20 protein-coding genes and 1 pseudogene are annotated in these 20,918 nt (G+C 35.9%); 15 read left to right on the top strand and 6 right to left on the bottom strand.

All coding sequences use genetic code 11. The features are described 5' to 3' along the window. Window positions 1-163: 163 nt before the first annotated feature. The 8 genes from F6K18_RS09485 to F6K18_RS09450 all read left to right on the top strand — a co-directional run bounded on the left by F6K18_RS09485 (window position 164) and on the right by F6K18_RS09450 (window position 7,908). A complete protein-coding gene (locus F6K18_RS09485) occupies window positions 164-1,438 on the top strand; it encodes a CHAT domain-containing protein (RefSeq protein WP_287520402.1) in 1,275 nt (424 codons plus the stop codon). Between the two features lie 36 nt (window positions 1,439-1,474). Further along, window positions 1,475-1,924 (top strand): EAD6 domain-containing conflict system protein, encoded by a 450-nt coding sequence (locus F6K18_RS09480; protein ID WP_287520400.1) that lies wholly within the window; start codon window positions 1,475-1,477, stop codon window positions 1,922-1,924. Next, window positions 1,896-2,360 (top strand): hypothetical protein, encoded by a 465-nt coding sequence (locus F6K18_RS09475; protein ID WP_353735049.1) that lies wholly within the window; start codon window positions 1,896-1,898, stop codon window positions 2,358-2,360. Before F6K18_RS09480 ends, F6K18_RS09475 begins: the two co-directional genes overlap by 29 nt. Before the next feature lie 78 nt (window positions 2,361-2,438). Beyond that, window positions 2,439-4,445 (top strand): SAV_2336 N-terminal domain-related protein, encoded by a 2,007-nt coding sequence (locus F6K18_RS09470; protein ID WP_375341307.1) that lies wholly within the window; start codon window positions 2,439-2,441, stop codon window positions 4,443-4,445. After that, window positions 4,345-5,139 (top strand): formylglycine-generating enzyme family protein, encoded by a 795-nt coding sequence (locus F6K18_RS09465; protein ID WP_375341306.1) that lies wholly within the window; start codon window positions 4,345-4,347, stop codon window positions 5,137-5,139. Before F6K18_RS09470 ends, F6K18_RS09465 begins: the two co-directional genes overlap by 101 nt. 122 nt (window positions 5,140-5,261) lie before the next feature. After that, complete coding sequence (gene avd / locus F6K18_RS09460) at window positions 5,262-5,603, top strand: diversity-generating retroelement protein Avd (protein ID WP_287520397.1); 342 nt, start codon at window positions 5,262-5,264, stop codon at window positions 5,601-5,603. 174 nt (window positions 5,604-5,777) lie between these two features. After that, window positions 5,778-6,716 (top strand): RNA-directed DNA polymerase, encoded by a 939-nt coding sequence (locus tag F6K18_RS09455; RefSeq protein ID WP_287520394.1) that lies wholly within the window; start codon window positions 5,778-5,780, stop codon window positions 6,714-6,716. A 334-nt stretch (window positions 6,717-7,050) separates the two neighbouring features. After that, window positions 7,051-7,908 (top strand): formylglycine-generating enzyme family protein, encoded by an 858-nt coding sequence (locus tag F6K18_RS09450; protein WP_287520392.1) that lies wholly within the window; start codon window positions 7,051-7,053, stop codon window positions 7,906-7,908. A gap of 175 nt (window positions 7,909-8,083) precedes the next feature. On the opposite strand, the gene F6K18_RS09445 is transcribed toward F6K18_RS09450, so the two are convergent. From F6K18_RS09445 to F6K18_RS09425, 5 genes are all read right to left on the bottom strand, one after another. Then, window positions 8,084-10,351: an ATP-binding protein gene (locus tag F6K18_RS09445; protein WP_287520389.1), complete on the bottom strand. Its 2,268-nt coding sequence runs from the start codon at window positions 10,349-10,351 to the stop codon at window positions 8,084-8,086. A 269-nt stretch (window positions 10,352-10,620) separates the two neighbouring features. After that, a complete protein-coding gene (locus F6K18_RS09440; protein WP_287520388.1) occupies window positions 10,621-10,968 on the bottom strand; it encodes a HAMP domain-containing sensor histidine kinase in 348 nt (115 codons plus the stop codon). Between the two features lie 47 nt (window positions 10,969-11,015). Further along, on the bottom strand, window positions 11,016-11,429 hold the full coding sequence (locus F6K18_RS09435) for a histidine kinase dimerization/phospho-acceptor domain-containing protein (RefSeq protein WP_287520386.1): 414 nt from the start codon (window positions 11,427-11,429) through the stop codon (window positions 11,016-11,018). A gap of 612 nt (window positions 11,430-12,041) precedes the next feature. Continuing rightward, complete coding sequence (locus F6K18_RS09430; RefSeq protein WP_287520383.1) at window positions 12,042-12,173, bottom strand: hypothetical protein; 132 nt, start codon at window positions 12,171-12,173, stop codon at window positions 12,042-12,044. Window positions 12,174-12,338: 165 nt separating this feature from the next. After that, window positions 12,339-12,497 (bottom strand): DUF6851 domain-containing protein, encoded by a 159-nt coding sequence (locus F6K18_RS09425; RefSeq protein WP_287520380.1) that lies wholly within the window; start codon window positions 12,495-12,497, stop codon window positions 12,339-12,341. Between the two features lie 397 nt (window positions 12,498-12,894). Between F6K18_RS09425 and F6K18_RS36525 the strand changes: the two are divergent. The 3 genes and pseudogenes from F6K18_RS36525 to F6K18_RS09415 all read left to right on the top strand — a co-directional run. Then, a pseudogene (locus F6K18_RS36525) lies at window positions 12,895-12,978 on the top strand (zinc ribbon domain-containing protein); the annotation flags it as partial. A gap of 352 nt (window positions 12,979-13,330) precedes the next feature. Then, window positions 13,331-13,555, top strand: coding sequence for a hypothetical protein (locus F6K18_RS09420; protein WP_287520378.1), 225 nt, complete (start codon window positions 13,331-13,333; stop codon window positions 13,553-13,555). A gap of 375 nt (window positions 13,556-13,930) precedes the next feature. Further along, entirely contained in the window at window positions 13,931-14,956 is a 1,026-nt protein-coding gene (locus F6K18_RS09415; RefSeq protein ID WP_287520376.1) for a 2-hydroxyacid dehydrogenase, read from the top strand. 303 nt (window positions 14,957-15,259) lie between these two features. Here the strand turns inward: F6K18_RS09415 and F6K18_RS09410 are convergent, their stop codons facing one another. Next, entirely contained in the window at window positions 15,260-16,006 is a 747-nt protein-coding gene (locus F6K18_RS09410; RefSeq protein ID WP_287520375.1) for a hypothetical protein, read from the bottom strand. 1,094 nt (window positions 16,007-17,100) lie between these two features. Here F6K18_RS09410 and F6K18_RS09405 point away from each other — a divergent pair. The 4 genes from F6K18_RS09405 to F6K18_RS09390 all read left to right on the top strand — a co-directional run bounded on the left by F6K18_RS09405 (window position 17,101) and on the right by F6K18_RS09390 (window position 20,780). After that, window positions 17,101-17,436: a hypothetical protein gene (locus tag F6K18_RS09405; protein ID WP_287273088.1), complete on the top strand. Its 336-nt coding sequence runs from the start codon at window positions 17,101-17,103 to the stop codon at window positions 17,434-17,436. 637 nt (window positions 17,437-18,073) lie between these two features. Continuing rightward, complete coding sequence (locus F6K18_RS09400; protein WP_287520374.1) at window positions 18,074-18,358, top strand: DUF427 domain-containing protein; 285 nt, start codon at window positions 18,074-18,076, stop codon at window positions 18,356-18,358. A gap of 1,089 nt (window positions 18,359-19,447) precedes the next feature. Continuing rightward, window positions 19,448-19,927 (top strand): antitoxin Xre/MbcA/ParS toxin-binding domain-containing protein, encoded by a 480-nt coding sequence (locus F6K18_RS09395; protein WP_287520372.1) that lies wholly within the window; start codon window positions 19,448-19,450, stop codon window positions 19,925-19,927. A 337-nt stretch (window positions 19,928-20,264) separates the two neighbouring features. Continuing rightward, on the top strand, window positions 20,265-20,780 hold the full coding sequence (locus F6K18_RS09390) for an RES family NAD+ phosphorylase (protein ID WP_287520371.1): 516 nt from the start codon (window positions 20,265-20,267) through the stop codon (window positions 20,778-20,780). The last annotated feature ends 138 nt before the right edge of the window (window positions 20,781-20,918 follow it).

Here is a 20,918-nt window from a genome sequence, read left to right as displayed (position 1 = left end):
GAATGAATATTTTTATCAGATTATTGTTCCCAATGAGAATATGGTTAGAGTGAGAAAATTAACTCCTCAATCAACCGACCCAGAACAGACAACGGGAAAGTTAAATCTCACTAAAATCAACGACAACGATAAGATTAGAGAAATTATTAAAGCTCCTGCTAACTTGGAAGGTCAAAAAATCACTAAAGTTGGAGAAGCTTTGTTTGAGGCTTTGTTTGATGGTCAATTAAGAGAATATTTTTTAGCATACTATCAAGAAATTGTCAAAAAAAAGCAACAAAGATTAGAAATTATTTTAGAAATAAATGAGGAAGCAATGCCAGAACTGGTAGCCTATCCTTGGGAATTAATGTCTTTACCTCAGAAATATAATCAGGGTGAAATTTATTTTGCAACTCACCGGAAATTAAGCTTTTACCGCTGTCGATATCAACTAGAAGAATCAAAGAAACTATCTATTAAAATTAATCAAGGTGAACAGATAAAAATTGCTTTAGTTGTCTCTAAACCGACGGCTGATTCTCAATTAAGTAATGCTGATTCTCAATTAAGTAATGTGGAATATGTGGAATATCAGGAAGTACAGCAATACTTAAAACGAGTAGATAGTCAACAAGAGCAAGTAAAATTTCTGTCTGTTATGGATTCTCTGGATTTCTATAATATTGTAGAAAGATTAGAAGCAGAAAAACCGGATATTTTTCATTTTATTGGTCATGGTCAATTAGTTGAGAAAGAAGGAGAAGAAGTAGGACAGGTTGCTTTTGTTAATGAGTTTGGTGAAGCTGATTGGAAAGATGCTAGGATGTTTGGTCAATTGTTTAGTGGTCACACACCTAAAATTGTCATTTTACAAGCTTGTGAAACAGGAAAGCAATCTGAAACTAATGCTTTTAGTAGTCTTGCTTCTCGCTTAATGCTGCAAGGAATTCCAATAGTTGTAGCAATGCAATATAAGGTTTCTAATCAAACAGCAATTACTTTTGTTAAAGAGTTTTATTCAAAAATAATTGAAGGTGATTCTGTTGAAATAGCGGTGCAGAAAGCTCGGTTTAAACTAGGTATTGAGAATGGGTATGAGCGAAAAGATTTTGCAAATCCTGTGGTGTATATGAATGCTTTAGATGGTTATTTATTTTTAAAAGAATCTAAAGATAAATCCTCAAATAAGCAAAAAAATAGCTTCTCGAACTTAACAGATGCACAAAAAAGAAAACTTTGTGAAAAGATTGAAGAGGTATTAAAAGAGGATTCCTTAAAAAACATATTCATTCAATATAGAGATACATTTGGAAATAATTTTTATAATAAGATTTCAGGAGGTGATTATCATACAAGATTAGTTAATGTAATTGAGGAGCTAGTTAATAGACAACTTATTGATGATTTTATTAAAATTGTTAGACATGACTATCCTAATTTTGCTCAGGATTTATAAACTGTACATAAAAAGAGTAATGTAACTATATAAAAAATGAACTTAACAGACGCACAAAAAGGAAAACTTTGTGAAAAGATTGAAGAGGTATTAAAAGAGGATTCCTTAAAAAACATATTCATTCAATATAGAGATACATTTGGAAATAATTTTTATAATAAGATTTCAGGAGGTGATTATCATACAAAATCAGTTAATTTAATTGAGGAGCTAATTAATAGAGAATTTATTGATGATTTTATTAAAATTGTTAGTAAGGACTATCCATCAATTAAAGCACTTTACGAAATATCTATACGACTATATCCTCTTGTTTATTTGATTAAAAAAATATTTCAAAAAAATAATAAATATGTTAAACATTTGATGAATTTTGACAGTATTGATAGTTTAGAAGACTATTTATTAAATTTAATTGACAACAAGAATAATAATCCTTTACTAAATTATATAGGCAATAATAGCAGAAAACATTTTAGCTTTTGAACATGAAAATGAATTAAATTCATCACTATCCAATGCACAACAAATAAAACAGTTAGGAATTAGATTAGAGAATAAAGTCATCCTAAAAATATCCTGTGCTTTGCCTAGTAAAGCTAAACCAAAAGAGCGTTTATTTGAAATTATTTTAGAAAAGGGAGTTCCTGTGTGTTTATGGATCAAAAGCAAAGATAAGAGAGATGAGCTAAATGATTTACATTATCAATCTATTATAAATGAACTAAACAATTTAATAAAAGTAGAAGAATTAAGAGATGTAAACAGATTATATGCAAGAATTTTTAAGATTCGTAGAGAGCACCTTGCTGATGCTTGTAAAAAAAGACGTTTAGGTTATCATTTAAGAATTTTGTGCGATTATACTGAGCGAAGACCAATTAATTTGCCTGCTTTTAATCAACTAACAACTAACTATTAAAAAAGTAGAAATAAATGGTTAAAAATAAACCCCAAAACAACGACTGCGATCGCTTATGAATTAAAATTAGGGCCAGTATTGACTTGGGCCATAACAGCTCGTTCTACTTTGCAGGATGGACTTTATCGTTTGTTCAAACGTTATGGTATTTTTCGGAATGTACAAACTTGGGGAATGGTGACAAATAAACAGGGACAGATTCGTTTGAGACCAGGAATTAAGCACAACAGTAATTCTCGTTTTTATTCGCCCCAAAAACTTATCGATCCTACTGGACGTCGTTTGATTTTAGTAGTTAGTGACTGTGTTAGCGATATTTGGCGTAATGGTAAAGCTTTTTCCCTGTTAGAGAGTTGGGGAAAACAGAATATTGTAGCAATTGTTCAAATTTTACCAGAACGTTTGTGGTTAAGAACAGCTTTGAGTTTAGGTGCAATGGTGCAGTTAGACTGTTTACAACCTAAAGTACCTAATCGTAATTTATTTGTTAGAGAAGTTTGGCTTGGGAGTGATAATAATTTACAAACTGGAATAAAAATTCCTATCTTTAGCTTAGAACCAGAACTGATAGAAACTTGGAGCGAAATGGTAGTAGGAAAAGGAACTATTGGTGCTGGTGGTTTTGTTTTTTCCTCTTCATTAATACAAGAACAAAAGCAAATAGTTAAAAATACAGAAACGGAAAAATTAACCAGTCAAGAACGGGTGTATCACTTTGAGATGAGTTCTTCAGAAATAGCAAAAAAGTTAGCGAAATTACTCTCTGCTGCACCTGTCATTAATTTACCTATTGTACGGTTAATTCAAAAAAATTTTCTAAGTGAGTCTCAACAAGTTCATGTAGCAGAGGTATTTCTTGGCAATATTCTCAAACCTCAATCTTTGATTACCCCTGATACTAATTCTGATGAAGTTCAATATCAGTTTATTGATGAGGAAATTAGAGATATTTTGCTTAAAGATAGTCCAAGAAAGAATTCTCAGGAGATTATTACTGTGATTTCTCAGGATTTTGCCAACCGACTAGGTAAGAGTCTCCAAGAATTTTTGGCATTGCTGAAAAAACCAGATGAGTTAGAAAAGTTAAAAACTGAGAAGAATGTTGCAGATTTAGATATCAAGTATTTTGCTACAGTCACAACTAAAGTTTTAAAAAGATTGGGAGGGGCTTATGCTCGTTTTGCTGAAGAAATAGAAAAGTCTCAAGATGAAATTCCTGGTAATACTGCTACATCAAAAGATGTTAACTTAGACAATTTAGAATCATTTGAATTTACAGCTAAAGTTGCCACCATTGTTAAATTAAAGACTATTTTATTAGTTGAAGACGAACAAAATGTAATCCAAGAAGTATCAGAAAATTTATCGTCCCAATATGGCATTACTGTCAGAGGAACAGATAGTATTAATGAAGTTATTGAACTAGCAGAATTAGGTGAAATAGATTTGATTTTAATCAATCATCTGTTACCTAACAGTCGCTACCAAAACAGACAAGTTGATGGGTTGGAAATTGTCAGTATTTTGAAAGGTAATTCTAAAATTTCTCCTAGTCTACCTATTGTTGGTTTTTCCCTTGATAATGTTGCTGATGAATTTATTGAAAATGGTGCAGATAGTTTTTATTCTAAGCGAGAATTGTTGGATAGCAAAGATTATCAAAAGTTTGTTGATTATCTGCAAGAAATCTTTAATCGAGCTCTTGAAAATACGTCCTCGAAACTAGGAAAGAATTACGGTATTGCTATCGGAATTAACCAATATAACCATCTACCATCCCTACGATATGCGGTTAGAGATGCAGAGGTAATAAAAAATTACTTAGAGCAGCGAAACTTTAGTAAAGTTGACTTATTGGTAGATGAGACTTCAGTAAAAGTAAAGGAATTTTTGGCAGATAAATTTGAGCAGCCATTTCTATCAACAGAGGATAATTTGTGGTTTTTCTTTAGTGGCCACAGATGTAACTGTTCCTCCCTTCTTTATGGGCAAATATCCTATTACTCAAGGACAGTGGAGAGCGATCGCCTCTCGAACAGACTTGAAGGTAAATTTAGATTTAGACCCAGAACCCTCTCGTTTTAAAGAACCATACGAAGATATAGATAGATGGGAAAGACCAGTAGAGAGGGTAAATTGGTATGAGGCGGTAGAATTTTGTGAAAGACTTTCAAAACTAATTGGGAGAAAATATAGACTGCCAAATGAAGCAGAATGGGAATATGCCTGTCGTGCTGGAACAATTACACCCTTTTACTTTGGAGAAACTATCACAGGAGAATTAGCTAATTATGATGCTTCCGAAACTTATGCTGATGAACCAAGAAGACAACATAGAGGACAAACTACTCCTGTAGGCAAATTCCCTCCCAATGCCTTTGGATTATATGATATGCACGGTAATGTATGGGAATGGTGTGCGGATGACTGGCATGATAATTATCAAAATGCTCCTACTGATGGGAGAGCTTGGCTTGATAGTAATAAAAGGGAAAATATGAATAATAGACCTCTCCAGATGAATAATATACCTCGGTCTGAAAACTTTTTCAAAAGGATGAGAAATACAGTATCAAATATTTTTAATCAAAATGAACCAGACCCTAGCAGTAATGATAATGATGAACAAGAAAAGTATACTGTGCTGCGTGGTGGCTCCTGGAGCTACTTTCCTGATTTCTGCCGTTCCGCGTGTCGCAACTACATCAATAGGCGCGTCAGCTACGACTACTACTATGTTGGTTTTCGTCTTGTGTGTTCAGGCGGGAGAACTCTTTAACCCTTTACTCTTTTCCCCTTTTGCCCTTTATTCTATTTTCTTTTTTTTTCCGCCGTCAGGCGGATCGATTTTTTTTCAAATATCAAAGTTGTTAGGTATTTGAGAATGAACTAGGTTAACAAATGACAGAATTATCAATTATTCAAAAAACCTATGACTTAATCAAATATTACGTCCCGATAATTGAAAGATTTCCCAAGGTTCACAAATTCACAGTAGGAGATAGAATTATCAATCAGTTGTACAATTTATTGGAAGGATTAATTAAAGCCAAATATGCCAAAGAAAAATTAGACAATTTAACTAACCTCAATGTACAGCTAGACATATTACGTCATCAAACTAGACTATTATTAGATTTTGAATTAATCTCTTTGAAGCGCTATGAGTATGTTAGTAAACAAATTGACGGTATTGGAGTAGAATTAGGAGGATGGATTAAAAACCAAAGACAGCGAGAATAAACTTTAGTAATCAATAAATTCCATTCTTGAAATTGTATCAATTTTGAAGATATTATGAAGCGTTACGGGAACTTATACCCCCAGATTATTAAATTTGATAATATTTATTTAGCAGCTAAAAAGGCACAAAAAGGTAAGCGGTTGAGAGATAATGTTTTATAGTTTAATTACAACTTGGAAACAGAATTATTAAAAATCCAGCAGGAGCTGACAGACAAAACTTATCAACCAGGGAATTATCGAACCTTTCACCTCAGAGATATAAAAACTCGGTTAATTTCAGCAGCACCCTATCGAGATAGAGTCGTTCATCATGCTTTGTGTAATATTATTGTGCCAATATTTGAACGAACTTTCATTAGCGATACTTATGCTAATAGAGAAGGATATGGAACTCATAAAGCCTTAAGGCGATTTACAGATTTTGCGCGTTCTAGTCGTTATATTCTGCAATGTGATATTAGAAAATATTTCCCTAGTATTGACCATGAAATTCTCAAGGAATTAATCAGACAAAAAATTAAATGTCCAGATACTCTCTGGTTGATAGACACAATTATTGATAATAGTAACGAACAAGAAGAAATAATTAATTATTTCCCAGGGGATAATTTACTAACTCCAGTGGAACGAAGACATGGTTTACCAATTGGTAATTTAACCAGTCAATGGATGGCAAATATTTATCTATCAGACTTTGACCATTTTGTAAAAGAGCAACTCAAAGTCAAAAGATATGTTCGGTATGTAGATGATTTTGCACTTTTTTCTGACGACTATCAATTTCTCAAAAATTGCCAGATAGCTATTGAAAATTATTTAGTTAAATTGAGGTTAAAATTTCATCCTATCAAAAGTCAATTATTTGAGACAAAGTATGGGGCAAGCTTTGTAGGATTTAGAGTTTTTCCTCAAACAATTCGGGTAAGGAATAGTAATCTCCGCCGTGCTAGAAAAAGGCTCAAAAAATTGCAAAGAAATTATGCCCAAGGTAAGATTGACTTGGAAGATATTAAGCAATCTCTTAATAGCTGGGAAGCTCACCTAAAACATGGAAATACCTGGCAATTAAGACAACAGATATTCAGTTCCCTTGTATTTGCAAGGAATTGAAGAGGGGATAGGCGACCCCGACTGCGTGGCGGCTCCTGGAACAACAATCCTAATAACTGCCGTTCCGCGTGTCGCAACAACAACAATAGGCGCGACAACAACAACAACAACAATGTTGGTTTTCGTCTTGTGTGTTCAGGCGGGAGAACTCTTTACAGTCAGAGTTGGCAAGTGGGAATTTGTCAAGAGTACGCCGAAGAGTTCAGCCTATTCCTGAGATGTTGGTAACGGTGTCCAAAAATCAAACTGGGTTGGGGAGCTTGGTAGGGTAAAACTGAAGAGTTTTTCAGCCCCCTCAAATAATTAACAATTAACAATTAACAATTAATAATTAGTGAAAACTCTTCCAATTAAACGTCAAAGCAAAAGGTTCCGAGGATACAGGGAATATATTGATAAGGTTCCTCTAGAAATGGTATTAATCCCTGATGGAACCTTCACAATGGGGGCACCAGAATCTGAAGAGGGGAGCTTTTCTGATGAGAGACCCCAGCATAATGTAACTATCTCGGCGTTTCTAATGGGGCGTTACCCTGTTACTCAAGAGCAATGGAGAGCGATCGCTTCTCGAACAGACTTGAAAGTAAATTTAGATTTAAACCCAGACCCTTCTTATTTTAAAGAACCATACGAAGGTATAGATAGATGGCAAAGACCAGTTGAGCAGGTAAATTGGCATGAAGCTGTAGAATTCTGTGAAAGACTCTCAAAACTAACAGGAAAGAATTATAGACTGCCAAGTGAAGCAGAATGGGAATATGCGTGTCGTGCTGGAACCACAACTCCCTTTCACTTTGGAGAAACTATTACAACAGACTTAGCCAATTATCGAGGGACGGACAATGAAGAAATGAAATGGTCAGGCTCTTATGGGGAGAGACCGAAAGGAGAATATCGGGAACAAACTACACCTGTCGGCTATTTTGATGTTGTCAACTCTTTTGGACTCAGTGATATGCACGGAAACGTTTGGGAATGGTGTGCAGATGAATGGCATGATAATTATGAAAATGCTCCTAGTGATGGCAAACCTTGGTTAAATGGTAATGATAGTCGTTCACCGCTGCGTGGCGGTTCCTGGTTCAACAATCCTGATTTCTGCCGTTCTGCGTATCGCTACTTCGACGTTAGGCGCGACATCCACGACTTCAATATTGGTTTTCGTATTGTATGTTCTGGCGGGAGTGAATGAAGTCAGAAGTCAGAAGTTTGAAGTCAGAAGTTTTGGAATAGGGAAATATTGATTCGTCGGCGGGAGGTTTTGAATAAGTGAAATATATAAAAAAGGGTAATGAACCCGAAGATTTAGCAAAATTTAAAGCATCTGCTTGAACAGGAGAAAAAGTCAACACACTATCTACAACCATTCAATCATCATCAAAATCAAGATAGTCTTTAATGAAAGTTTTCAACTGTTTAAGCTGGAAACTATTTGCTAGTTGCAAAATCTCTTGGGCAAAAGCAGTAAAAGTCACATCCGATACTAGAAGCTCTTCAGCAACCTCCACAACACCTTGAATATCACCATCTTCTACTAAAGTTAGTAATTCTTCTAAGACTTCCATCGCTGGAGAAACAACCTCTTCACTATTGACCTCACTCACCTGAGCTGATGCTGCGGTCTTTTGCTCATAAACCCACTCTAAGTCGAGACACTGCTGTAAAATTTCTAATAATCTGTCAGTCTGTATAGGTTTGGGCAAAAATACATCCGCTCCGTTATCAATCGCCTCTAGTTGATTACTTTCAAACACACTAGCAGAAGAAGCGATCGCCACCACATCCTTCAACCTTTCCGAACTGCGGATATATTTAAGTAATTCATAACCATTCATTACTGGCATCATTAAATCAGTAATCACCACATCAGGTAGAGATACCATCATCTTTTCTAGAGCTTCCTTTCCATTTTTCGCTTCACTCATTTCAAAGCCAAGCATTTCTAACAAACTCACCACCACCGAGCGATTTTCCCAACGGTCATCAACAACTAAAATACGGTATTTTTCACCTTGATAACCCAATATATTTCCCTGCTTATCAGTGCTAGAAGCAGTTGCCCATTCTCGTGCTTCTGGAACTTCCATCTCAAACCAGAAGGTACTACCTTTACCTACTTCACTCTTTACTTCCAGTTGACTGTCCATGAGTTTGACAATCTTTTGACTAATGGCTAACCCCAAACCTGTGCCTTCTGTCTGTTTTTTGCGGTCGCCCACCTGTTCAAATGGCAGGAATATTTTCTGTTGTTGTTGTGGGGTCATGCCTACTCCTGTATCTTTAACTTCAAAGTTGAGGCGATATTGGTCTGACAATTTTTGTGCGGTGACGCTAAAGGTAACGCTACCAATATCAGTAAATTTAATCCCATTGCTCAGGAGATTGATCAATACCTGCTGTAGTCGTTTTTCGTCAGCGCAAATGCCTATAGGTAAATTTTTATCGGGGGAGTAGTAAAAATTTATGCCTTTTTGTTCGGCTCGAATGCGACATATTTCTGCCACTCCTTGGAGGAAAGAGGGAAAATGAAACTCGTTTACCAAAAGGTCGAGTTTGCGGGCTTCAATTTTGGAGAGGTCGAGAATATCATTGATTAACTTCAGTAAGTGAAGACCACATTGTTTGATAATATCAAGACCTTTGTTTTCTTCCTCACTCATGGTTTCAGAATACTGAAGGATTTGAGCATAGCCAAGGATACCATTGAGGGGGGTGCGGAGTTCATGACTCATATTGGCAAGAAATTCACTTTTGGCTTGGTTGGCTGCATTAGCAGTTTCTTTCGCTTGTTCCAATTGCCAGATGTAAGCTTGTTCTTCGGTCATTAACTGTTTGACACGGCAGATCAGTTGATTTAGGGATGTTGCTAATACACCTACTTCATCATTAGTTTGAACTGGTACTTGCAGATTGAAGTTAGAATCACGAGTAACTAATTGAGCAACATCTGTAACTGTTTGCAGTGGCTTGGCGATCGCATGGCTGGTATATAAAGCCAGAATCAAAGCGACTCCTCCTGAAAGGCCAAAGCTAAAAACAATAATTTGATTTCGTAGAAGTTGGGCATTATTTAAGGCTTGCTCGGCATCTATTTCTCTTTGAATTGCGAGCTGATAAAACTCTCCCATCAGATCGGGAGCTTCAATAAAAGCAACAAATTCTGGACTTTTAACCAAATTTATCAAGAGTTGTTGAGCAGTTTCTAAACCCTCAAGTTTCTGGGTTAGGGGTTGTACTGTTTTTGTAAAGGTAATTGCACGCTCCCTAAACTCCTCAACAGTTACTTCATAGTCTTCTAAAAAAGCTTGCAAATCTTCGAGGGTTGCTGGTTTTCCAGAATTATTGTGTTTAGCGAGCAAATCCTGAATATTTTGCAGTCGTTTGAGCAAAGCACCACTCTCTCGACGAAAAGCTTCAGGGTCTTGAAGGTAAGGAGCAAGTTGTTTAGCTGGGCGGTTGTAGAGAACATCAAGTTGCAGGGCGCTCAGAAGTTGGTTTTCGTAGGAGGCTATCTGTTGTTCTTGTTGTGCCTTGTTTTGATAGTAGTTACCAATCGCAAAACCTAATGCAGTTCCTGTAAATGCTACACTTAGGGCAATAGCATAGCCAGAAATAATTTTACTTTTGATGGACATAAAGTGAAGTTTAAGAAAACCAAATTTACTATACATAAGAAGCCATTTCAGTTATCAGTTATCAGTTATCAGTTACCAGTTGTCATAGTTAGTTTTACATCCCTGTTTGCTTGGATATTATCTTTTTCTTTTGGGTACAATACCCCGTCATCTACACGGTGTTTACAATTGGTTGGGATTTGAGTCCCCATCTACTTATTCCTCCTTCCTTCTTCCTTCTTCCTCCTTCCTCCTTCCTTCTTCCTTCTTCCTTCTTCCTCCTTCCTTCTTCACATCATCGGAATTTTGATTGTAAATGTTGTTCCTTCTCCAAATTGGGAATCGACGGTAAGTTTACCATTGTGCTTTTCTACAACAATTTGTTCGGCGATCGCTAGTCCTAAACCTGTGCCTTTACCAACAGGTTTTGTGGTAAACATGGCCTCAAACAAACGTTGTTTAATGGATTCGGGAATGCCTATTCCGTTATCTGCAATTTGGATAACGATTTGTCGATCGGAATTTATTTGAGTTGTAATTTTAATTTTGGGAACTCGATCGCCCAATTTTCCTTGGATGATTGCTTGATCGAAGGCATCAATTGCATTAGCAATGATATTCATAAATACCTGATTCATTTGTCCTGGATAACACATCACTGAAGGCAATGAGCCATAAGACTTAATTATTTTGATTTGGAGGCATCGGCATTACCTTTGAGACGATGTTGCAGAATAGTTAGTGTACTATCCAAGCATTCATGTAAATCTGCCAAAACTTTAGTTTCACTATCTGAACGAGAAAAGGTACGGAGTGAGTTTGAGATGTTTTTTATCCTTTCGACACCTAATGTAAAAGAGTTTAAAATTTTGGCTATATCTTCTAAGGCAAATTCTAGATCCAAATCCTCAATAGCTTCCTTTAACTGTAGTGAGGGTATGGGATACTCCTGCTGATATAGATTGATAATTTCAGTCACTTCAGCTATATGCTTTCGCAGTGGCTGAAGATTATTGGCAATAAAGTTAATCGGATTATTAAGTTCATGGCCAATTCCACACACCATTTCACCAAGGCCAGAAAGTTTTTCTTGCTGCACCAGTTGCACTTTCAGTTAAACAGTTGAAATTATTTTTCAAGATAGAGTGATGAGGTGAATATAAGAATATAGAAGATATATGAACGTGTTTTTATCCTAATACCGATTGCTATAATTTCATTGATCACCAATTATCTGATAGCGTAGCTCCCCCGGAGGGGGCACATGATATAGCCATCCTAGATAGAATATGAACATTAGCTACATATCAAGAGAAGTAACCCTCAGTATTTAGATAACCAACATTTGTTCAAAACCTATTTAGGAAAGCCATATAATATCAAATCCGGTTGAATAACCTCACTTCAATTTAGTAGTCATTAGAGGAGGCTAAACCCTTAAACGTTTAGTATTGCTAGAAATTTTACGGCGTTGGTAATTGGTAAGATGATTTTCTGGTAAGGGTGACACCCCTTGCCTACTCTGGTTAGGTATTCAGAGCTATCACAGGAGGATGATCCTTAAAATTTTATCTCTAGCTTAAAACTCAGACAAAGCCAGATTTTTCCAACTTCGGTCCTTCTTTCTTCTTTCTGCTATATTTTTCGGCGTTGCTGATTTGAGGTATGATATCATTCAGGATTAAGAGGGCGAGCAAAAAACTTTCTCCTTCTACTCGGGGTTTCTTATTCTTTGTTCCCTCCTGACTCCTGACTCTTGACTTCCTCTCCTGGAAGGGGGAGGGGCGAGGGGTTGGTTGACTCCTAAGTAATTAGGATTAATATCATACACGCGCTTCAACAACGCCTATTTTTCAAACAATCTCGATGAAATCATCAATACCGATCGCACTTCTTTCTACACCCTATAAAATAATTGAAAGTTGGTCACCACTAATGCGAGTCTCATTGCCTATCTGAGAAATAGTTAACTGCTCGAAAGTCAAATTGCCCTCTAAACCAATGATGTCTATTCCGTCTTCAAAATCAACGATAATACGGATTGATAGCTACTAATATCGGAGTAAGGAGTACCGTCACCATTGGGGTCATTTCCTAGTTGGTTGGAGCTATCATTTCGGCGGAATGTTAATAGTGCTTCAGCGGAGACGTTATACCATCTTTCCATGAAATTGCACTTAATATTAAAAATGAGAATAGTCAGTGTAATAAAGTCTGAGCAACAATTAATAATGACCCTGATTTAGATTGACTGACATCATATAGCTGTACTACATAAGTCCTGTAGTATTTAAGCGAACATAATATTTAAGAGTTACGCATGAACACTATTAGTAGTGGACTGTTTCATCTAAAATGGTGCATTAGAATAGCCAGTCAAAAGTTACTCTTGCTAAGACAAGCGATATAGCTGCCGCACTTGCTCCGCCAACGCAAAAAACAGACAACCAAAAACAAGCGATCGTTAAAAACAGACAGCCAAAAATAGACGTTCTGGACGCTCCACAACTAAAATAGTGGAATAGAATAGCCAGCAATATGAGGACAATAATTATGGGAAGAGCGTTAGCAAATGTAGTGAATGCGGTTTTGAAGCTGATAGAGATTTGAATGCTGCTATCAACCTGAAAAACTATGTGAATCAGTAGCTTGAGTTTCAAGCGATTTTAAGCCTGTGGAGAAGATAAGTTGCAGACTGCGGTCGGTGGTCTTCTGTGTTTGCGCAGCATTCCGCAGGAAAGCAGGAAGCTAGCTCCAAAGCTCATGCAACCATGTATGGGTAAGTTTGGGTAAGTTTAGTAGAACGGTTATAAGTTTTTGGCGTTGATGATTTGAGGTATGATATCATGTCCGGATAAGGTCTCGATAGAACTCCGTGACCTTTGCGCGACCAAAAAACTTTCTCCTTCTACTCGGGGTTTCTTCTTCTTTCTTCCCTCCTGAGTCCTGTAGGGGGTAATGGCCATTCCCCCCCTACGACTCCTGACTCCTAAGTAGGGTTTGCGCTCAAAAGTCTTATGGGTGAGGGTAGGAGACAGGAGACAGGAGACAGGAGACAGGAGAAATGGGAATTTGGAGGAGGTAGGAGTAAGAATTGCCCCAAGATTGTTCTGCCCAACTCTTGACCAAAATCCTGAATTTTTGAACCATTACCACCTAAAACCTCGCACCCCCTCCAGACCTAAAATTGCTCAAACTAATACCAGTCAATACTTTGATATTTAATCAGCAAACCCTAAGTAATTAAAATTAATATCATACACGCGCTTCACCAACGCTGATTTTTTTTATGTGGTTCATTGACCTGAAAACTGCTGTAAGCGTCAGCGTAACCCAACAATTATTTGACTGGAAGTGATAGCTAAGTGTTGATAGTTACAGTATATTTTGAACAAACACGGTTTGGTAGTGCGGGCATCTTGCCCGTGACAGGTGTACCTTATAGTAGCAGGAATTGCTGTATATTTGTTGGGTTTTGGTTTCTCAACCCAACCTACGCCTATTCCTTATACTTATTGAGTTTATCCTGTAGATAAGCTACGCTAAGGGTTTTTCAACCCAACCTACCTCTATTCCCTATTCCCTATTTCCTATATCAAAATGAAAGTTGCTGTTTTTAGTACCGAATCTTATGATCGCCAATTTATAGATGCAGCTAATACTGCTACTAATGTTAACCATGAGTTGATTTTCCATGAAACTAGACTGGAAGCAAAAACTGCTACTTTGGCAGCAGAATGTTCAGCAGTTTGTGTATTTGTCAATGATGATTTAGGTTCTGAAACTCTGAAAATCTTAGCGGAGCAGGGTACTCGTCTGGTAGCTTTACGATGTACAGGTTTTAATAATGTTGACCTACAAACTGCTGCAGAAGTTGGTATTAAAATTGTGCGAGTTAGTGTTTATTCTCCCTATTCAGTGGCAGAATTTGCTGTTGGGATGATTCTGATGTTCAACCGCAAGCTACATAAAGCTTATAATAGAGGGCGTGATGATAATTTTTCTTTGAATGGTTTATTAGGATTTGACTTGCACAATCGTACAGTGGGAATTGTGGGAACAGGTAAAATAGGCATCATTTTTGCTCAGATTATGCACGGATTCGGTTGTCATTTACTGGGATACGATCCTTATCCTAATCCTCAATTTGAAGAGATTGGCGATACTCGTTATGTAGACCTGCCTGAGTTATTAGCTAACTCTGACATCATTTCATTACATTGTCCCTTAACAGCAGAAAACCATCATCTAATTAATGCCAAAACTATCGCGCAAATGAAACCAGGAGTGATGTTAATTAATACCAGTCGCGGTCAATTAATTGATACAAAAGCTGCAATTGAAGGTATAAAATCTGGAATAATTGGTTATTTTGGAATTGATGTTTATGAGCAAGAAGAAAATATTTTCTTTAAAGATTTATCTGATACAGTTATTCAGGATGATACTTTCCAGTTATTACAATCTTTCCAGAATGTTTTGATTACTTCTCATCAGGCATTTTTCACTAAAGAAGCACTGAATGATATTGCTACTACAACCTTATCTAATATTACTGACTTTGAGCAAGGAAAGCCTCTCCAAAATGAGGTAAAGCTTCCTGAAAAAGTTCCGACTAAAGCATAAAATGGATACAGAGATATTATTTTAGCCTACATTACGTACTTCAACAGGTAGGGGAGCCATCAGATTAGCAACGTACAGGAAAAAATAATAGTGGTCATAATTAGTGATGCCATTTTAGAAAAAGAATGTTACTAACAATAAGTGTGATTAAAATAATTTACAGTAGATGTCCCTTTGACAAAAAAATAGAGTTTATGACCTAAAAACTGGTTCTGAAGAGATTCATTCTGACTCCTGACTCCTGATTCCTAATAAAGATGCTAATCATTTGTAGCAAAAATTTATCGAATTAGTATTAGACTTTTAAAAAGTATTCGATGATAGATAAGGAGATGTTTTGGTACAATTATGTCTCCATTGAGTTAGAACTTGTTCTCTGTAAACCCTTCGATTTCTTCGTTTATGAATAAATTCATTGTTATTAACAAAATAGCCCATACGAGCATTAACAAAACCATTATAGGCAATTTCTACTGGAAAAGTTTTCCAACCAGAATTGCTTCTATTGTTCCGCTCAAACCAAACTAATTTGTTAGTATTTTCATATCTACAAATATGAATTACTCGACTCTCCGTGCGGAAAAATGCCTCCTGAGATAAATTACGATTTATATTTTGGCAACTCGAATTATTGTAAGCAAAAGGAGGTTGATTATAATCATCATAAAATTCAGGTTGTGATGGTTTAGAAGCACCTTTACGGTTTTCATATTGACCATGTTTGAGGTAGTGATCGTAAGCAGACTGAAATTCTCCACGACGTATCGCATTTCTAACGTCAGGGTTCTGTCGCAAATATTCTTGCTCATCAAATATTTTGAAAGCTGGGGGGCGATTTTCATATTGCCCATATCTGACATAATGTTCATAACCAGACTTATATTTTCCTTGACGTACTAGCTGTGCAACATCAGGGTTTTGGCGTAGATATTTTTGTTCGTCAAATTCTCTGGTATAATTTTCTGCAAGTGCTAGGGGAGTGCTACAAATAGTTAGAGCTACTGCAGCGATCGCTACTATATTTGTTTTAATCTTATTAATATTAAGCATTTCTGAACACCTCAACTATTAATTGTTCTTAATTATTAAGGTATCTCCTGAGTTATATAGACTGTGAGGTATTTTAGGCAGTTAAAAATTTTTTTTGTGACTTACCTAACTGCCTTAACATCCTGTTTCCTTTACAGCGCTTTTCATTTGAGTAAACCAAAAAATATAGCAGGGAACAGGGGATAGGGAATAGGGAATAGGGAGAAATAATTGACAATTTATGGATAAGAATTGATTTTTTTTAATTTCCACCAGATGTCTAGTGAGATCATGTCCGGTAGCATCGGTATTGTATAGCAAAGGTAGGGAACAGGGAACAGGGAACAGGGAACAGGGAACAGGCAAGAATACTTAAGGGCAATAAAAAACTTAAATTTCCTGTAGATATTCACCCTTGGGTTACACAAACGCCCCCCAGCAGACATGATATGATTGTATATTATTCAGGATTTACGCAGCACAACGTATTTTCGTCATTGCGACCCATAGGGAAGCAGTCTCAAATCCTAGTTTTTCGTACTTCATGGGTAAGTCCTATTATTCTTAACCCCACATTTCGCACGTCAATTTGTAGCATTAAAAGTACTATATAAATCCGTAGCTTGGTCAGTATTTATACTATGCGAATCATCTCAATTACTTTTTCCGTTGATCATGCTTCCGAGTAAAAAATTTACGCATAAATACTTGCTATACATGATTACTCAATCACGGCAGCTATGATTTTCTTCTAAAATTCTGTCTCCTGTCTCCTGACTCCTGACTCCTGATTCGATACTACATTTTGTGGTGCGGAATGTGGGTTAACATTTACTACTCCCCTACTCCCCCACTCCTCCACTCCCTGACTCCCCCACTCCCTGACTCCCCCACTCCCTGACTCCCCTACTCCCTACTCCCTATTACCTGCCATAACAGTGCCAATTTATGAAGTGTCTACTTGTCGGATGATTCTGCTTTACTATTTTCGTAGTAACAAGGTAGATTAATCTGATATCTGAGATGGTTTGATTCAGATAGTGGCATATATCTATCACTATTTAGTGCTAAAAGTTCCTACAGTTAAAGCATAGAGTTAATCAAGGAATTTAATAATGACATCTAACACCTGCCTCTCCCAGTCTACCTCCTTTGCTGCTGATACCAATACAGATACTTGTAGTACTATTGCATGGCTTGACTTAGTAGCATCAGCAGTAGACAATTTTGATGGAGATGATTGGTTAGCTCTGTGTGGTGATATTGACAAAGGTGAAATCTACCGAGATTGGTTTATTTGGCAAGATGTAGATTTTTCTCAAGAGTGGGAAGCTTACGATCTGGCAAGCAACAAGAGATTTGTCGCAACAGATTTATCTTTACTCAAAGCTCATATCGATCAAATAGAAGATGCAAGAAGTGCAATATCCATCATGGAGTATAATAATTAGCATATCATGTATCTATACATTTTGATTTTTTTGTCGTTGTTCCGTTTTTAGGGTTAGTTAGTGCAATATAAAAACCCCTATAAGAAAATTATGCTGAAAAAACAGTGAGAGTGTAGGTATCAAGATTTACTTGTTACCTGCATTACTGAGTTTTCGTTTTGACGATCGCATTTTTTTCAAAACATTATCACTCTAATCATTGAAAAAATTCACAATTGACTGATGGGATAAATCACATACATTGAATTTATTTTTACATATTATCAAACTAGAGAGGTAAATTATTTTCTATATTAAATTAATTAATTTATTAAAGTTTCCTCACAGAAACACAACGGTTATTCTTAAATATGCAGCTTAACTAGCTGCTTTTTTTGTGTTTTCTGAAAGTTATTTTCAGAATAATAGCTTTTCTTAGTTGGATAAAGTACAAAATTTGGATTTTCTAGATCATCAGAAAATACAGAGATAAAAACGTATTATTACTCAATTATTAATATAGAAATTAGCGATCGCCTTAAATCCAGGATTATAAAATTTAGACCGGGAAAATCAATTTGTAATTTTCTCTTTTTCCTGATTTAATTCAATATTTGATATGATTATATACCGTAATTACTAGGATTAGGAAAAAATCATGGTCAAAGCTATTTGGAATGGTGTTATTTTAGCACAGAGCGATCGCTGTGAAACTGTCGAAGGTAATTATTATTTCCCACCAGACACAGTTAATCGTGAATATTTCAAAGAAAGCAAAACCCATACTAACTGTTTCTGGAAAGGTGAAGCGAGCTATTACGATATAGAAGTAGATGGTAAGATCAATAAAGATGGTGCTTGGTATTATCCCAACCCCAAAGAAAAAGCCAAAAACATTCAAAACTATGTGGCCTTTTATCCTCGCGTACAAATAGAAAGCTAGGGTAAAAATGTGTCCTAAAATCATTAAGTCTGGCCACAATTATTTCTCTTGTCCACTCTCCTTCTAGAAAAACAGTTTAGATCGAGTCAAATCAAAGCTATGACAGTTACACCCAACGGGAATAAAAAAATAATCCCGAATACCTACTGCAAGGTAGAGGAGACTAGAAACAAAGGGTGAGAAATAAATACTCTATTCAAAACTCCATAAATTTATTTATGGGTTTTTTTGTTCCTTATTCAACTTTAACAAAAACTATGTAACATTGTTGTCTATAACCCACATTCCGCACCACAAAATGTAGTATCGAATCAGGAGTCAGGAGTCAGGAGACAGGAGACAGAATTTTAGAAGAAAATCATAGCTGCCGTGATTGAGTAATCAATGATTGAGTAATCAATCAAGCAAGTATTTATGCGTAAATTTTTTACTCGGAAGCATGATCAACGAAAAAAGTAATTGAGATGATTTGCATAGTATAAATACTTACCAAGCTACGGATTTATATACTACTTTTAATGCTACAAATTGACGTGCGGAATGTGGGCTATAATTTTCTAGACATCAGATAAAGTCACTAATAAGGAATATGGTTTCTAACGGTCTCATCTTTATACTTTTTCTCATCTTTCTGATCCTCCTGTTTTTTGGATCTTCTCTCTAGAGTATCGAGCTTATCAGAAAAAATTAGAGGTTTATAGTATAAATCATGGTCATAATAGTTATGAATTAATTATATTCTGGATATTTAGCTTTAGATATAGCAACTAGCACTCAGCTATATCCAGGACACTTTTTTCCCTAATGTTATCTTGCTTTTACGGCGAGTTAACCTACTGAATTAATTGTATTGCAGGGATGTATTGCAGGGAACAGCGGTGCAACCCCCCGTCGGTGGTAGACGCATCTGGTATCGCACTCCTGTGAGGGAACAGTGAGAAAAACTTTTTCCTATCTAAGCTTCATCATCAACATAAGTCCTAACTATCCCGTTCTTTGTTATAAAATCTGATCAATATAAAATTTAAATCACTTTTTTGGACATCTGGCATTATAATATTAGACACATGACCTTCAAAGGATGTCCAGATGTTATCTCCAGATCAAGTTTCTCAGAACTCAGAAACTGAAACCATCCCCAGAATCTATCAAATTTTAGGATTTGAGCAAATACCTGAAAATATTTTGGAATTGCCCCAAGAACTACAAATAGTCAGTATAATTCGTCAGGGATTTTCCATAATTTCTGTGATTAAAGTAGCTGAATATTGTGGAATTTCTGAGTCACAAATGGCTGCTTTATTAGCAACTTCTGAACGTACTATATCTAGGCGCAAGAAAGATCAGAAACCTCTAGATCTTTCAGAATCAGATAGACTGTATCGTGTTGCTAGAATTTTTGCACAAACCTTAGATATATTTGAAAATTTAGAAATAGCAAGAGATTGGCTGAAAAAATCAAATCGTGCCTTGGGTGGCAAAACTCCTTTAGAACTATTAGATACGGATGCAGGTACACAACAAGTAGATGAACTTTTGAATAAAATAGAGTATGGAGTATATAGCTAATTATTCATTATTAATAGTTCATTTCTGTTACTCGTGAATAAAAAAATATATAAAGGCAGGTTTAAAACCTGCCCACAGGTGTTTTTTTTAAGAAAATCATTCAGGATTTACAAGCCGAAAAATAGTATAGATATTATCAGCATTTTTATTCTATTGATTCTGTGGCACTGTCAAAATGAATCAAAGAATTGAATACTTCTGATCATCAACCGAGCTTATATGAATCTTGAATAAGGAGTCAGGAAAAAAATTAATTAGTAGCTAGTCTGAGTCTTTCAATCATTTATTCCGAACCCTAAATTTTTCTTCAATTTTAGTAGTTTACAAGATAATAATTATGAGTTTAATAGTATGGCGAATCTCTCATAAAAAACATATTAATAGTGTTTTTAAAGCTGAAGCTTCTAGTTGTAGCAGAGGGCGTTGGAATTCTAAAGGTACATCCTTGATTTATACTTCAGCCACATTATCTCTAGCGACATTAGAAACTTTAGTCAGTATGGAAATAGAAAATTTTGGCAATATATTTGTATCTATTGGTGTAAAAATTCCTGATAATTTTCCGATTAAACAAGTAGATGAAAATTTATTGCCCCATAACTGGCGTGATACTTCTCCACCTGCCGTTTTAGCATCGATTGGAGATAAATGGTTAACTGCTAAAACAACAGCAGTTTTAAAGGTTCCTTCTGCTATTATTCCTCAAGAATATAATTATTTGATTAACCCTTTACATCCTGATTTTGAGAGAATTTCAATTTATCAACCTCAATCTTTTACCTTAGACCGCAATCTCAAAAGTATCGAAAAAAAATTATTGACGGAATCTTATACGGTAGTTCTAAATAAGTAATAATTTTGGCATTTTACCTCTTGATAATCAAAGGGATATCACAACCAATGTACTTATATCATGTCCGCTTAATACAACGATAATAAAGTTCTTAGGTTGTAGGTTGTAGGTGGTAGGTGTAAATTCAAAAGGGAACAC

Source organism: Okeania sp. SIO2C2 (assembly GCF_010692625.1).
Classification (GTDB): domain Bacteria; phylum Cyanobacteriota; class Cyanobacteriia; order Cyanobacteriales; family Microcoleaceae; genus Okeania; species Okeania hirsuta.
The sequence above is the reverse complement of the archived record's forward strand: the minus strand, read 5'-3'. Positions and strand labels throughout refer to the sequence as shown.

Coding starts and splice junctions, on each gene's coding strand:
- F6K18_RS09395 (WP_287520372.1), top strand. CDS start 19,448: ATGTTATCTCCAGATCAAGTTTCTCAGAACTCAGAAACTGAAACCATC.
- F6K18_RS09440 (WP_287520388.1), bottom strand. CDS start 10,968: ATGAATCAGGTATTTATGAATATCATTGCTAATGCAATTGATGCCTTC.
- F6K18_RS09390 (WP_287520371.1), top strand. CDS start 20,265: ATGAGTTTAATAGTATGGCGAATCTCTCATAAAAAACATATTAATAGT.
- avd (WP_287520397.1), top strand. CDS start 5,262: ATGACAGAATTATCAATTATTCAAAAAACCTATGACTTAATCAAATAT.
- F6K18_RS09465 (WP_375341306.1), top strand. CDS start 4,345: ATGGGCAAATATCCTATTACTCAAGGACAGTGGAGAGCGATCGCCTCT.
- F6K18_RS09405 (WP_287273088.1), top strand. CDS start 17,101: ATGACATCTAACACCTGCCTCTCCCAGTCTACCTCCTTTGCTGCTGAT.
- F6K18_RS09425 (WP_287520380.1), bottom strand. CDS start 12,497: ATGGAAAGATGGTATAACGTCTCCGCTGAAGCACTATTAACATTCCGC.
- F6K18_RS09445 (WP_287520389.1), bottom strand. CDS start 10,351: ATGTCCATCAAAAGTAAAATTATTTCTGGCTATGCTATTGCCCTAAGT.
- F6K18_RS09480 (WP_287520400.1), top strand. CDS start 1,475: ATGAACTTAACAGACGCACAAAAAGGAAAACTTTGTGAAAAGATTGAA.
- F6K18_RS09415 (WP_287520376.1), top strand. CDS start 13,931: ATGAAAGTTGCTGTTTTTAGTACCGAATCTTATGATCGCCAATTTATA.
- F6K18_RS09410 (WP_287520375.1), bottom strand. CDS start 16,006: ATGCTTAATATTAATAAGATTAAAACAAATATAGTAGCGATCGCTGCA.
- F6K18_RS09400 (WP_287520374.1), top strand. CDS start 18,074: ATGGTCAAAGCTATTTGGAATGGTGTTATTTTAGCACAGAGCGATCGC.